This is a genomic window from Streptomyces sp. NPDC001852 (genome assembly GCF_042891825.1).
Lineage (GTDB): Bacteria > Actinomycetota > Actinomycetes > Streptomycetales > Streptomycetaceae > Streptomyces.
The window spans coordinates 119,849-133,257 of record NZ_JBIATN010000022.1 but is presented as its reverse complement, the minus strand read 5'-3'; the positions used below and the strand labels follow the sequence as shown (position 1 = coordinate 133,257).

Genomic DNA, 13,409 nt, shown 5'->3' with positions numbered 1-13,409 from the left:
CGTGCCGCCGCCCCTCCAGGGGTCGGGCGGTGCTTGGATGCCCCGAGCGGCGCATCGGACAGATCGCCGCGTATGTGTGCAGAGCGGACCGAGGAGGTGGCGGATGACCCGGCGCACGGCTCCCCGCACGATCCTCCTCGTCCTCGGTGAACTCCTGGTCTGGTGGGGCGCGCTGGCAGTGCTGTGGCTGGTGTTCATCACCTCGGTCGACACCCTGGAGCGGGTCGTCGGCGGGAGCGCCGCCGCGGTCGGGGCGCTGCTGGCACGGGCCGGCCGGCGGGCGGTGACCTGGCGGTGAACGGCTGGATCCTCGCGGCGACCGTCGAACTGGGCGGGGGAGGGGCGGCCGCCCTGTGGGGTGTCACCACCGGGCCGCCGGCCCGCCGGGTCGTCGCCCAGAACATGACCACCCCGGCCCTGTGCCCGGCCCTGCTGCTGCTCTCCCAGGGCTACGGCCGCCCGGCCTACGTCGACCTCGCCCTGCTGCTGGCCCTGCTCGGCCCGGTCGGCACGCTCGTCTTCGCCCGGCTCCTCTCGGACGAACTGGAGGGCGAGCGGCCGAGCGCCTGGGGGCTGACCTGGACCGCCGCCGCACTGAGCGCGGCGGTCGTGATCGCCGTCAGCGCCGCCACCGGCCCCGGCCGCGCCATGGTCAAGCTCCTGGTGATCGGCGCCCTCCTGATCACCGGCAACGTGATCGCCTCACGCGCCCTGTCCGGCGGCTTCCGGGGGGTGCGGGGTGGCTGACACGAGCTGGGGCGGGGCCAAGGGGGACACGGCGGCGATGACGGACCCGGTGCGGTCGAGGGGGTGTGGGGTGGCGGATGCGCGTGCGGTGCGGTCGAGGGGGTCCGGCGCGGCGGATGCGCGCGTGGGGCGGCTGCGGGGTCGTGGGGTCGCGCGTACGGGGTCCTCGCAGCGGTGCGGGGCGGCGGATGCGGTTGCCGGGCGGTCGCGGGAATGTGCCGGGGCCGGTGCGCCCGTGTGCCGGGCGTGGGAGTGTGCCGTGGCCGACGGGCCCGTGCGGTGGGCGGAGGGCAGCGTGGTTGCTGACGTGTCGTCAGGCGCATCGGGCGGAGGTGCGGCATGGGCGACGCCGTGATCGTCGTGGCACTGCTCCTCACGGCCGCCTCCGCCACCGCGGCCGTGCTCCAGCGTGACCCCGCCCGACAGGCACTGGTGCTGTCCGTGCTCGGCACCGTCCTCGCCGTGCTGTTCACCGTGTTCCAGGCGCCGGACGTCGGCCTGTCCCAGCTGGCCGTCGGCTCCGTGCTCACCCCGCTGCTCATCATGCTGAGCGTGCGCAAGGTCAGACGCCGTGGCCGTGCGAAGGAGGGCGCGCGGTGAACCGGCTGCGCCTGACCCTGCTGGCCGTCGGCGGCACCGGCCTGGCCGCTCTGCTCGTCGCGGCCTGCCTCGACCTGCCCGGCTTCGGCGGCCGGAGCCATCCGTACGGCACCCGGGCCGTGCACGCCTCCCTGACCCGGCACACCGCCAACACCATCGCCTCCGTCAACTTCGACCAGCGTGCCTACGACACCCTCGGCGAGATGACCATCCTGTTCTCCGCCGTGCTCGGCTGCGTGGTGCTGCTGCGCCAGGCCCGCGACGAGCACCGGGCGCAGCCGCAACCCGCCGAGGTGGCCCGCCCGGTCCGCCGCTACGCGCTGGTCGTGCTGCCCGTCGCCCTGGTCACCGGCCTCTATGTCATCGCCCACGGCCAGCTCAGCCCCGGCGGCGGCTTCCAGGGCGGAGTCGTCGCCGCGACCGCCCTGCACCTGCTGTACCTCGGCGCCGACTACCACGCCCTGGAACGCGTCCGCCCGATCACCGCCTTCGAGACCTCCGACGCGCTCGCCGTCTCCTGCTACCTCGTGCTGGGCGTCGCCGGAGTCCTGGCCGGCACCGCGTTCCTCGCCAACACGCTGCTGCCGTACGGCACCTTCAACACCCTGTCCTCCGGCGGCACCGTCCCCCTGCTGAACGCGGCCATCGGCATGGAGGTGGCGAGCGCGGTCGTCGTGCTGCTCGCGAACTTCCTGGACCAGGCCGTCGAGATCGAGGAGGAGCACGGGAGTTGACCACCGTGATGCACGTCCTTCCCTACCTGATCGCCGCCTACGTCTTCCTGACCGGCTGCTACGGCCTCGCCACCAGCCGCAACCTCATCCACGCCGTCGGCTGTCTCGCGGTCTGCCAGTCCTCCACCTATGTGCTGCTGCTGGCGGTCGGCTACCGGGACGGCGCCACCGCACCCGTCTTCTCCGACCTCGAACCCGGCTCCCGCCCAGTGGTCGACCCGGTCGTCCAGGCGCTCACCCTCACCGACATCGTCGTCGGCGCCACTGCCACCGCGCTGCTGCTCGCGCTCGTCCTGCAGATCGCCAAGCGGCACGGCACGGTCGACCCCGACGAACTGCGGGAGCTGCGCGGCTGATGCACCATCTGCTCCCACTGCTCGTCGCGATCCCCCTGCTCGGCGCCGCCCTGCTGGTGGCCACCGGCCGCCATCTGCCCCGGATGGCCGCCGAGGTCACCGGCTTCGTGGTCTCCGGCGGTACGGCCGCCCTCGCCCTGGTGCTGCTGCCGAACTCCTCGCCGCCGATGGTGGAGTGGGTCGGTGGCTGGCTGCCCGTCGGCGGCGAGAGCGTCGGCATCGTCGTGGTCGGCGACGGACCCTCGCTCGGCATGGCCGCCCTGGTCTCCGTGCTGACACTGGCCGCACTCGCCTACTCCTGGCGCTACTTCGACGAACCACCGCGCGGTCACCCCGGCGCCTTCACCGCACTGATGCTGGTGTTCCAGGGCGCGATGTGCGGGTTCGCCATCGCCGGCGACCTGTTCAACGCGTTCGTCTTCTTCGAGCTGATGAGCGTCACCGCGTACGCGCTCACCGGCTACCGCATCGACGACCCGAAGGCCGTACAGGGTGCACTGACCTTCGGTGTCATCAACTCCCTCGGCGCATACGCCATGTTGATGGGCATCGCCCTGCTGTACGCCCGCACCGGCGAGCTGGCCATGACGAAGATCGGGCGCGGTCTCGACGCGGCGGCGGGACACGGCGGCGCGGACTCCCTCGTCCTCGCCTCCTTCGTCCTCGTGCTGACCGGGCTGCTGGTGAAGGCGGCCGCCGTACCCTTCCACTTCTGGCTCCCGGACGCGCATGCCGTCGCCCCCACCCCGGTCTGCATGCTGCTGTCCGGCGTGATGGTCGAACTCGGCGCCTACGGCGTCTGGCGGGTGTACGGCACCGTCTTCGCCGGACCCGGCGGCATCCCCGCCGCCGATCTGACCCGGGCCCTGGTGACGCTCGGCACGCTCACGGCCGCGACCGGCGCCGTCATGTGCTGGTACCAGCGGCACATCAAGCGCCTCCTGGCCTACTCCACCATCGCCCACACGGGCCTGTTCCTCGTGGGCATCGGCATCCTCACCCCGCAGGGCGACGACGGGGTCGCCCTCTACATCCTCGGGCACGCCGGGGTGAAGGCCGCGCTGTTCGCGTGCGCGGGCGTCCTGCTCGACCGGTACGGCTGCCTCGACGAACACGCGCTGCACGGCCGGGCCCGCGAACTGCGCGCGACCGCGGTGATGTTCGCCGTGGGCGGCCTCGGCCTCGCCGGTCTGTTCCCGTTCGGTACGGGGCTCGGCAAGGCGGTCACCGAGGAGGCGGTCGGCGGCCCCCTCACGGTGGTGTACGTGGCCGCATCGGCGATCACCGCCGGCGCCGTGCTGAGGGTCACCGCACGCGTGTTCCGCGGCCTCGGGCCACGCCCCGAGGAGGCCGACTCCGACCTGGAGACCAGCGGGTCCGAGGAGGAGCCGGAGACGACCGGCCTGCTCAGGCGCATCCCGGACACCATGACGACGGTCCCCGCCGTGCTCCTCGCCGCCGCTCTCGCCGTCGGAGCGGTCCCCGGATTCGGCGACGTGGTGGCCCGCTCCGTCAACGAGGCCGGATCGGGCGGCGCCCATGCCTCGGCGCAGTGGACGCTGCCCGGCGTCCTTCTCGGCCTGGCCTCCACCGTGCTGGCCGTGGGCCTCGCCGGCCTCGCGGTGACCCGCCCGCACTGGACCGCCGCCCCCGACTGGGCCCGGCCGCTGCGCCGGATGCAGTCCGGACATGTCGGCGACTACGTGGCCTGGCTGCTCGTGGGCGCCACGGTGCTGGGGGTGCTGGCCCTGCCGGGGGTGCTCGGCGGCTGACCGGCACCTGTGGGACGGCTGTCCCATTCCTGTGTACGGCGGAATCCAGGCGCAGGTAAGGAGCACACTTTTCCGCTGCAAATTCCGTGTTGTGTGATTAAAGAGATGCCCTGGGGGTGGTGAGAGTTTCCTTGAAGGGGGCCGCATCGGCGCGGCCGGGGCGCGCGGTTGACCAAGACTGCTGCCCATGGCCACGAACGTCCTCGACGTAACCGCACCCACCGGTGCCACCCGCCGCGCACCCTGGCGATCCCCGGCGGGCGAGCCCGCGTACGCGCGTCCGGCGCTGCTGCTCCTCACCGTGCTCGCCGCCGTTCTCTACGGCTGGGGCATCGGCCACAGCCAGTACCACACCTTCTACGCGAGCGCCGCCCGCAGCATGACGGAGAGCTGGAAGGCGTTCTTCTACGGATCTTTCGACCCCGGCAATTCCATCACGCTCGACAAACTGCCGGGATTCCTGTGGCCGCAGGCGCTCTCCGCGAGGCTTTTCGGATTCCATCCCTGGGCCCTGGTCCTGCCGCAGGTCCTGGAGGGAGTGGCCAGTCTGCTCGTCCTGCACCGCCTGGTGCGTCGCTGGGCCGGTGTGCACGCGGCACTGATCGCCTGTACGGCCTTCCTGGTGACCCCCGTGGCGGTCGGGTTGTTCCGCACCGCGGTGGAGGACCCCGCGTTCACGCTGTGCCTGTTGCTGGCGGCAGAGGCCACCCAGCGCGCCGCCCGCGACGGCCGGCTGCGTCCGCTGCTGGCCGCCGGCGTCTGGGTCGGTCTCGGCTTCCAGGCCAAGATGCTGGAGGCGTGGGCCGTACTGCCGGCGCTCGCCCTGGTCTACGTGCTGTCCGCACCGCTCACGCTCCGCCGGCGCCTGGTGCACCTCGGCGTGTCCGCCGCGGTGATGACCGCCGTGTCGGCGTCGTGGATGCTCGCCGTCACCCTCACCCCGGCCAAGGACCGGCCGTATGTGGATGGCACCACCAACAACTCCGCGTTCAGCATGGTGGTCGGCTACAACTTCCTGAACCGCTTCTCCTCGCTCGGCATCAGCGCGGCCTCCACGGGCAGCGTGAGCGCGACCCAGGGCGGCGGAGGCGGTCACGGCGGCGCCGGACACATGTTCGGCGAGACGCGGGGCACGGGCGCCACGGGTGTCGGGCACCCCGGAGCCGGGGCGCGCGGCGCGTGGGACGGCGGTTCTGTCCGGGCCTCCCGTGGAGCGCCGGCCGCCGGGGGCACGGCTGCCGGCGCGGGGGACGGCCGACAGGCCGCCGGCGGGTTCGGCGACGACCAGAACGGCTGGTCGAAGATGTTCGGCACGTCGCTCGCCTCCCAGACCGGATGGTTCTACCCGTTCGCCGCCGTGGCCGCGGTCCTGGGTCTGCTGTGGTGCCGGGGTCGCCCCCGCACCGACCGGCTGCGCACCGGGTACCTGCTGTGGACCGCCTGGCTCGCCCTGTACTTCCTGGTCTTCAGCGCCGGCAGCGTCGGCGGACACACCTACTACATGGGCGTGATCGCGGTGCCGCTCGCCGCCCTGACCGGCGCCGGGAGCGTGCAGATGTGGCGCGCCCACCAGGCCGGCGGTCGCCGAGCCTGGGCCCTGCCGGGCGCGGTCGCGGCGACCGCCGCCTGGGCCGCGTACCTCGCGAGCCGGTTCCCGTCGTTCGTGCCCTGGCTCGCGCCCGCGGTGGCCGTGCTCGGACTCGCCGCCGTCGTGCTGCTGCTGTCCCGGCCCGGGCTCCCGCGCGCCGGCGGGCGCCTCGCGCTCGCCGGGCTGGCCGCTTCCCTGGCCGCCCTGCTCCTCGCGCCGAGCGCGTGGGCCGTACAGGTCTTCAGTCCCGGCTACCGCGGCTCCACCATGGGCGCGGTCGGCCCGTCCGGCCCGAACCGTGGCCAGGGGGCGGGGCGTTCGGGGGCCGGACGGTTCGGCCAGGCGGCCTGGACCGGCGCAGGGATGGTCGGGCAGACCGCGCGCGGCACGGGCCGGGGCGGATCCGGTGCCTGGGGCGGTTTCGGCGGCCGGGGCGGCTTCGGGGGCGCCGACGGCGGCTCGCTGACCACGGACCAGCGCCGGTTGCTGGACTACGCCCGCGCCCACCAGGGTTCCGCCGCCTACACGCTCGTCACCAGCAGTTGGAGCACCGCGGCGCCGTACATCCTGGCGACCGGCGCCCATGTGCTGTCGCTCGGTGGCTTCAGCGGCCGCGTGCCGTTCCCCACCGAGCCAGGGTTCCGGCAGCTGGTCGACGCCGGCCAGGTGCGGTACGTGCTGCTGGGCGGTGGCCGGGGCATGGGTCCCGCGCCCGAAGGAGCGACGACGGCCGCCGCGCAGGTCACCACCTGGGTGCGGTCCGCCTGCACCGAGGTGCCGGCCTCGGCCTACGGAGGGACGGACCCCGGCGCCATGCGGACGGCCACGGCCCAGACGCTCTACCGGTGCGGCCCCCAGTAGGTAGCATGATCCCGGTCCTGCAGTGATCGGGCGAGGAGCGGATCGTGCGAGACATCGCCGTCTTCAGCGGCAACGCCCACCCCGACCTGGCGCGCGAGGTCTGCGCCCACCTCGGCGTGCCGCTGAGCCCCACCCGGATCAGCCGGTTCGCCAACGACTGCCTGGGGGTGCAGCTCCAGGCCAACTGCCGGGAGCGGGACGTCTTCCTGATCCAGCCGCTGGTCCGGCCGGTGCAGGAACACCTGGTGGAGCTGCTGCTGATGTGCGACGCCGCCCGGGGTGCCTCCGCGGGCCGGATCACCGTCGTCATGCCGCACTACTCCTACGCCCGCTCCGACAAGAAGGACGCGCCGCGCATCTCCATCGGCGGCCGGCTGGTCGCCGATCTGCTCGTGGCGGCCGGCGCGGGCCGGGTGCTCGCCATGACCCTGCACTCCCCGCAGGTGCACGGCTTCTTCTCGGTGCCGGTCGACCACCTGAACGCGTTGCGCGAACTCGCCGCGCACTTCCGGCAGTACGACCTGACCCGCACCACGGTCGTCTCGCCGGACCTCGGCAACGCCAAGGAGGCCGCCGCCTTCGCCCGGCTGATCGGGGCTCCGGTGGCGGCCGGCGCCAAACAGCGGTTCGCGGACGACCGGGTGAGCATCAGCTCCGTCATCGGCGAGGTCACCGGCCGGGACGTCATCGTGCTGGACGACGAGATCGCCAAGGGCAGCACGGTGGTGGAACTCCTCGAGCGGCTGCGCGAGTCGGGTGCACGGTCGATCCGGGTGGCCTGCACGCACGGGCTGTTCGCGGCGGGCGCGCTGAAGCGGCTGAGCGAACAGCCGGACGTGCTGGAGATCGTCTGCACCAACACCGTGCCGCTCCCCATGGAGGAGGAACACGCCGGGCACACCGACAAGCTGCGGGTGCTCTCCATCGCCCCGGCCCTGGCCGAGGCGGTACGGCGCATCCACAACGGTGAATCGGTCAGCGCCCTGTTCGAGCAGTCGTAGCCAGGGCCGCGTCCAGCGACGGGTGCGGGGGCAGCAGCCGGGACAGCCCGGTGACCCGGAAGACCCGCAGGGTCAGCGGATGCGTGCAGACCAGGTGCAGCTGCCCGCCGCCGTCCAGCACCCGGGCGCGGGACCGGTACAGCAGCCGCAGCCCCGAGCAGTCGAAGAACTCCACCGACCGCAGGTCGATGACGACCTGTGCGCCGGGCCGCCCGGTGACCCGGTCCAGGCACGGACCGAGCTCCGTCGCCGAGACCAGGTCGATCTCGCCCCGAAACTCCAGCACCGTGTGCGCCCGGTGTTCGTACACACGGAGGTGAGGGGTGAGTGGTGCAGGCTCGTCTCCCACGACGCATCACCTCCCACCCGTGCCCGGACGACGGTCTCCCGATCGTCAAGTTACCCTCGATGGAAGGAATTTGAGCATGTTCGGTTGACATATGTCTTCGACTTTGAAGCGTGTCACCCGGCAACCCCGCCCGGCCTGCCGGGTGTTGCGGCTCAGTCGACCAGAAGGACCAGCTTCCCCGTGGTCCGTCCGGTGTCGCCCACTTCGTGCGCCTTCGCCGCCTCGGCCAGCGGGAACGTCCCGGCGATCGTCGCCCTCAGCTTCCCGGACTCCGCCAGCTGCGCGATCTCCCGCATTCCGGACCGGTCGGCGTCCACCAGCATGCGCACGGCCCGCACGCCGAGCCGCTCGGCCTCGTCGTGGAAGTCCTGGGACCCCACCGGCAGGATCGACACCACGACGCCGCCCGGCCGCAGCACCTTCAACGACTCGACGGAGGTGTCCCCGCCGAGCGTGTCCAGGACCACATCGACGTCCCGCACCGCCGCGGTGACGTCGGTCGTCCGGTAGTCGAGCGGCTCGTCCACACCGATCTCCCGCAGGAAGCCGTGCTTGCCCGCGCTCGCCGTGCCGATCACGTACGCACCGCGCGCCTTGGCGATCTGCACCGCCACATGCCCGACCCCGCCGGCCGCCGCGTGGATCAGCACCCGCTGTCCGGGCCGTACGTCCGCGTGCTCGGTCAGCGCCTGCCAGGCGGTCAGGGACACCAGCGGCAGCGCGCCCGCCTGGGTGTGGTCGATCGAGGCCGGCTTGTGCGTCAGGGCACGCACCGGGGCGATCACGTACTCGGCGTGTGAGCCGTGGCCGTAGGGGTAGGGCAGCATGCCGAAGACCTCGTCGCCGGGCCGGAACGCGGCCACACCGATCCCGGTCTCGGCGACCTCGCCGGAGACGTCCCAGCCGAGGACGAATGGCGGCTCGCCCAGGAAGCCGCCGGTGGCCCGGTGCTTCCAGTCGGTGGGGTTGACCCCGGCCGCCCGCACCCGGACCAGCACCTGGTTGGGGCCCGGCTTCGGCCGCTCCGTCGGCACTTCCCTCAGGACCTCGGGACCACCGAGGACGTCCTGGCTGATGGTTCGCATCGTGTTGTCATCGCTCATGGTCACCCAGCCTGCCGGGCGCCGCCCGCCCGGGAAATGGCATGAATGCCAAGCTTCGATAGGATCGTGCCATGCCTGACATGCAGCTGCGCACCCGGCCGCCGGAGCGGGTGGTCGTCCTGGCCCTCGACGGCGTCTACCCCTTCGAGCTGGGCATCCCCAGCCGCATCCTCGGCGCCGCCGACGGCCACTACGAGGTCCTGACCTGCACGGTCGACGGCCGCCCGGTGCGCACCAACGCCGACTTCACCATCGGTGTCGCGCACGGCCCGGAGATCCTCGGGACCGCGGACACGGTCGTGGTCACCTCGATGCCGCCCGAGTACATCCCCGCCGAGCTGCCGGACGAGGTCTCCGCGGCCCTCGCCCGCATCCGCCCGGACGCCAGGATCGTCTCGATCTGCACGGCCGCGTTCGTGCTCGCCGAGGCCGGCCTGCTCGACGGCCGCCGGGCGACCACGCACTGGCAGGTCGCCGAGGTGTTCCGCCGCCGCTTCCCGCGGGTGGACCTCGACCCCGACGTCCTCTTCGTCGACGACGGCCGCGTCCTCACCTCCGCCGGAGCCGCCTCCGGTGTGGACATCTGCCTGCACATCGTCCGCACCGACCACGGCAGCGAGCTGGCCAACTCCGTCGCCCGCCGCTGTGTCGTCCCGCCGTTCCGGGACGGCGGCCAGGCCCAGTACATCGAGCAGCCGGTCCCGGTCAGCGGCGCGGCGAGCACGGCCGCGACCCGCAGTTGGGCCATGGAGCGCCTGGACGAGCCGCTCACCCTGTCCGACCTCGCCGGCCACGCCCGGATGAGCCTGCGCACCTTCGCCCGCCGCTTCAACGACGAGGTCGGCCTCAGCCCCGGCCGCTGGCTGATCCAGCAGCGCGTCGCCCGCGCCCGGCACCTGCTGGAGTCCAGCGACCTGCCGGTGGACCGGATCGCCGCCGAGGTGGGCTTCGCCACCGGCGCCTCGCTGCGCCAGCACCTGCACGCCGCGATCGGGGTGTCCCCGCAGGCGTACCGGCGGACGTTCCAGCAGGCCCGCTGAGGCGGCACCGGTGGCTGCGCCTGACGGTGTCACTCGGCGCCGTACACCCGCTCACCTCCCACATAGGTGAGCGCCACGCCCGTCTCCGCGATCGCCTCGGGCGGCCCGGCGAACGGGTCGCGGTCCAGCACCACCAGGTCGGCGAGGGCGCCGACGGCCACCCGCCCGGAGTCGTGCAGATGGTTCACGTACGCCGATCCGGCCGTGTACGCGCCCAGCGCGTCCGCGAGCGTGAGCCGTTCCTCGGGCAGGAACACCGGCCCCGTGCCGCCCGGCTCGACCCGGTTGACCGCGACATGGACGCCCTGGAGCGGATCGGGGCTGCTCACCGGCCAGTCACTGCCCGCCGCGAGCCGCGCCCCCGAGCGCAGCAGTGCGCCGAACGGGTACTGCAGGGCGGCCCGTTCGGGTCCGAGGAAGGGGATCGTCAGCTCGTCCATCTGCGGTTCGTGCGCGGCCCACAGCGGCTGGATGTTCGCGGTGGCGCCGAGCAGGGCGAAGCGGGGCACGTCGTCCGGATGCACGACCTGGAGGTGCGCGAGATGCGGCCGGGTGTCGCTCGGCCCGTTCGCGGCGCGGGCCGCCTCGACCGCGTCCAGCGCGTCGCGTACGGCCCGGTCGCCCAGCGCGTGGAAGTGGCACTGGAAGCCGAGGGCGTCCAACTCGGTCACGTACTTGGGCAGTTGCCCCGGGTCGATGAAGCTCTTGCCGCGGTTGCCGGTGGCGCACCCGCACCGGTCCAGATAGGGGTCCAGCAGCGCGGCCGTACCGTTCTCGGCGACCCCGTCCAGCATCAGCTTCACCGTGCCCGCCCGGAACCGTCCATGGCTCAACTGCGCACGCTTCTCCACCAGTTCGGGGATCTGCTCGGCCCCGCGTTCCCGGTCCCACCACAGCGCGCCCCGCACCCGCGCGGTGAGCGAGCCGTCCCGCGCCGCCGTGCGATACGCCTCGGCCGGGTCGTCCATGCCGAGGAAGTCACCGACCAGGGCGTCCTGCCAGGCGGTGATGCCGAGCGCGTGCAGATGCCGCTGGGCGTTCAGCAGCGCGGCCAGCCGTTCGGCCGGTGTGGCGGTCGGGGTGAGCCGGCCGACCAGCTGCATCGCACCCTCCTGGAGGGTGCCGCTCGGCTCTCCGGCGGCGTCCCGCTCGATCCGCCCGTCGGCCGGGTCGGGCGTGTCCCGGCCGATGCCGGCCAGCTCGAGCGCCCGGCTGTTGACCCAGGCCCCGTGATGGTCGCGGTTGGGCAGATACACCGGCCGGTCCGGCACCACCGCGTCCAGCAGCTCCTTCGTCGGCGTACCGCCCGCGAACGCCTCCATCGACCAGCCCCCGCCCAGGATCCACTCCCGTTCCGGACGGGCCTCGGCGTACGCCCGTACGGCGGTCACGGTCTCCTCGGCCGTCGTCGCACCCGACAGATCGCACCGGGCCAGCTCCAGGCCGGCCGGTACCGGATGGACGTGCGCGTCCTGGAAGCCGGGCAGCAGCAGTCGTCCCGCGAGGTCGACCACCTCGGTGTGCGGCCCGGCCAGGTCCCGCAGCTCGTCGTGCCCGACGGCGGTGATCCGGTCCCCGGTGACGGCCACGGCGGTCGCCGTACGGCCGTCCGGAGTGAGGACGGGGCCGCCGGTGAAGAGGAGATCAGCGTGCATGATGCCTTTCCTGACAGTTCAGTTGGAGGTGGTGAGAAGTTCGGGCGCGTCGGCGTCGGTGCCCGCCCCGGTACGGAAGTACGGCGACCTGCGCACCCACTTGGCCCACGCTGCCGCCGCGAATCCGGACGTGATCATCGCGACCGGCATCAACAGCAGGAACCAGCCGTTGTCGGCGCGGAGTTCGAGGTGGTCGGCCGCGGTGTAGAAGGACCAGCCGAGATAGCCGCCGAGAGCCAGCAGGGCCAGTGCGCTGAGCGTGGGCAGCAGCACCGCCCGGACACCCTGCCGCCAGTCGTCCCGCAGCAGGGCGCGGAACCGTACGGCGGCCGCCAGCGCGGTGAGCGCGTAGGACAGGGCGACGACGATCCCGACGGCGTTCACGATCGCGTCGATCATGTCGGCGAGGCGCGGGATCACCAGCGCCCCCGCGGCCACCGCGACGGCCAGCGCCCCGATCAGCAGCGTCCCGGCCGCCGGAGTCCCGTATCGGGCGCTGACCCTGGACCACACCGGACCGAGGGTGCGGTCCCGGCTCATCGCGAACATCCCGCGCGCCGTCGGGATGACCCCCGCCTGCAGCGAGGCCACCGCCGAGAACATCAGGGCGACGAGCGGCAGCGCCGCCAGCGGCTGGTCGGCCAGCCGGTCCCCGTAGTAGGCGAGCCCCTGCGCGCCATGACCGGCCAACTCGTCCTGGGACAGCACCCGTTGGAAGGCGACCGAGCCGAGCAGGAACAGCCCGAGCATCGTCACCAGGGTGATGGTCCCGGCGCGGGACGCGTCACGGGGGTCCCGCACCTCCTCGTTGACGGTGAACGCCGCCTCGAACCCCCAGTAGCAGAACACCGACAGCAGCAGGCCCTGCGCCAGCGCGGTCGCCGAGGGGATCGCGAACGGGTCGAACCAGGAGAGCCGGAAGAAGTGCGGTCCGGTGACGACACCGTAGCCGCAGAACCCGAGCAGCACGGCGTACTCGAAGACCAGCAGCCCGGTCTGCAGCCGGGCCGCCGTGCGCACACCGGTCACGGCGGTCAGGGTGACGGCGACCAGGACGACGATCCCCACCGCCGTCGTCTGCGCGGTCGAGCCCGGATCGAGGCCGAGGGATCCGATCCGGTGCAGGCCGGCCTCCCCGGCGAGCTGCAGCAGCGCCGAACCCGTGACCGCCGTGGTGTAGGCGAGGAACGCCACGCTCGCCACGACGTTCACCCAGCCGGTCATGAAGCCGAGCCAGGGACTGAGCGAACGGCCCACCCACACATAGCCGTTGCCCGCGTTCGGCTCCACCCGGTTCAGCCGCGAGTAGGCGCCGGCGATCCCGAGGACCGGCAGAAACGCCAGCAGCATGATGGCCGGCAGATGCGGGCCGACCACGCCCGCGGTCACCCCGAGCCCGATGCCGATGCTGGTCGTGGCGGCCGTACTGGAGGCGGCCACGGCCACACCGTCCACCACGCTCAGGGACCTGCGCAGCTCGGGCCGCGCGGAGGGATCCACTCCGAAGGGTCTGTCACTCATGGCCGGTTCTCCGCTCGCACCGCGGGGCCCCGGACGGCCCCGGTGACCGGAAATGAAACTGCCGGGGCCCTTAACAGGTCAA

General features: G+C 73.0%; 13 protein-coding genes. 9 read left to right on the top strand and 4 right to left on the bottom strand.

Going from position 1 to position 13,409, the window contains the following annotated elements:
* Positions 1–103: 103 nt before the first annotated feature.
* The 8 genes from ACFYZB_RS32010 to ACFYZB_RS31975 all read left to right on the top strand — a co-directional run bounded on the left by ACFYZB_RS32010 (position 104) and on the right by ACFYZB_RS31975 (position 7,659).
* The gene (locus ACFYZB_RS32010) at positions 104–298 is read left to right on the top strand and encodes a hypothetical protein (protein WP_388764475.1); all 195 of its coding nucleotides are present in this window, start codon (positions 104–106) and stop codon (positions 296–298) included.
* On the top strand, positions 295–747 hold the full coding sequence (locus ACFYZB_RS32005; RefSeq protein WP_351211936.1) for a monovalent cation/H+ antiporter complex subunit F: 453 nt from the start codon (positions 295–297) through the stop codon (positions 745–747). The genes ACFYZB_RS32010 and ACFYZB_RS32005 overlap by 4 nt, the downstream gene beginning before the upstream one ends.
* 339 nt (positions 748–1,086) lie before the next feature.
* Positions 1,087–1,347, top strand: a complete 261-nt coding sequence (locus ACFYZB_RS32000; RefSeq protein ID WP_351211934.1) for a DUF4040 domain-containing protein — start codon at positions 1,087–1,089, stop codon at positions 1,345–1,347.
* The gene (locus ACFYZB_RS31995) at positions 1,344–2,081 is read left to right on the top strand and encodes an MnhB domain-containing protein (protein ID WP_388764473.1); all 738 of its coding nucleotides are present in this window, start codon (positions 1,344–1,346) and stop codon (positions 2,079–2,081) included. Before ACFYZB_RS32000 ends, ACFYZB_RS31995 begins: the two co-directional genes overlap by 4 nt.
* A gap of 8 nt (positions 2,082–2,089) precedes the next feature.
* On the top strand, positions 2,090–2,437 hold the full coding sequence (locus ACFYZB_RS31990) for a sodium:proton antiporter (RefSeq protein ID WP_351211968.1): 348 nt from the start codon (positions 2,090–2,092) through the stop codon (positions 2,435–2,437).
* The gene (locus tag ACFYZB_RS31985) at positions 2,437–4,209 is read left to right on the top strand and encodes a complex I subunit 5 family protein (RefSeq protein WP_388764472.1); all 1,773 of its coding nucleotides are present in this window, start codon (positions 2,437–2,439) and stop codon (positions 4,207–4,209) included. The genes ACFYZB_RS31990 and ACFYZB_RS31985 overlap by 1 nt, the downstream gene beginning before the upstream one ends.
* A gap of 187 nt (positions 4,210–4,396) precedes the next feature.
* Positions 4,397–6,658, top strand: coding sequence for an ArnT family glycosyltransferase (locus tag ACFYZB_RS31980; protein WP_388764470.1), 2,262 nt, complete (start codon positions 4,397–4,399; stop codon positions 6,656–6,658).
* 44 nt (positions 6,659–6,702) lie between these two features.
* Positions 6,703–7,659: a ribose-phosphate diphosphokinase gene (locus ACFYZB_RS31975; protein WP_388764468.1), complete on the top strand. Its 957-nt coding sequence runs from the start codon at positions 6,703–6,705 to the stop codon at positions 7,657–7,659.
* Here ACFYZB_RS31975 and ACFYZB_RS31970 read toward each other — a convergent pair.
* The gene (locus ACFYZB_RS31970) at positions 7,634–8,008 is read right to left on the bottom strand and encodes an anti-sigma factor antagonist (RefSeq protein ID WP_388764466.1); all 375 of its coding nucleotides are present in this window, start codon (positions 8,006–8,008) and stop codon (positions 7,634–7,636) included. The two genes, ACFYZB_RS31975 and ACFYZB_RS31970, sit on opposite strands and share 26 nt — an antisense overlap.
* Positions 8,009–8,160: 152 nt before the next feature.
* A complete protein-coding gene (locus ACFYZB_RS31965; RefSeq protein ID WP_388764464.1) occupies positions 8,161–9,111 on the bottom strand; it encodes an NADP-dependent oxidoreductase in 951 nt (316 codons plus the stop codon).
* Positions 9,112–9,182: 71 nt separating this feature from the next.
* On the opposite strand from ACFYZB_RS31965, the gene ACFYZB_RS31960 reads away from it, so the two are divergent.
* Positions 9,183–10,151: a GlxA family transcriptional regulator gene (locus ACFYZB_RS31960; protein WP_388764462.1), complete on the top strand. Its 969-nt coding sequence runs from the start codon at positions 9,183–9,185 to the stop codon at positions 10,149–10,151.
* 29 nt (positions 10,152–10,180) lie between these two features.
* Here ACFYZB_RS31960 and ACFYZB_RS31955 read toward each other — a convergent pair whose 3' ends face one another.
* Complete coding sequence (locus ACFYZB_RS31955) at positions 10,181–11,806, bottom strand: amidohydrolase (protein ID WP_388764461.1); 1,626 nt, start codon at positions 11,804–11,806, stop codon at positions 10,181–10,183.
* Between the two features lie 18 nt (positions 11,807–11,824).
* Positions 11,825–13,327: an APC family permease gene (locus ACFYZB_RS31950; RefSeq protein WP_388764459.1), complete on the bottom strand. Its 1,503-nt coding sequence runs from the start codon at positions 13,325–13,327 to the stop codon at positions 11,825–11,827.
* Positions 13,328–13,409 lie beyond the last annotated feature (82 nt).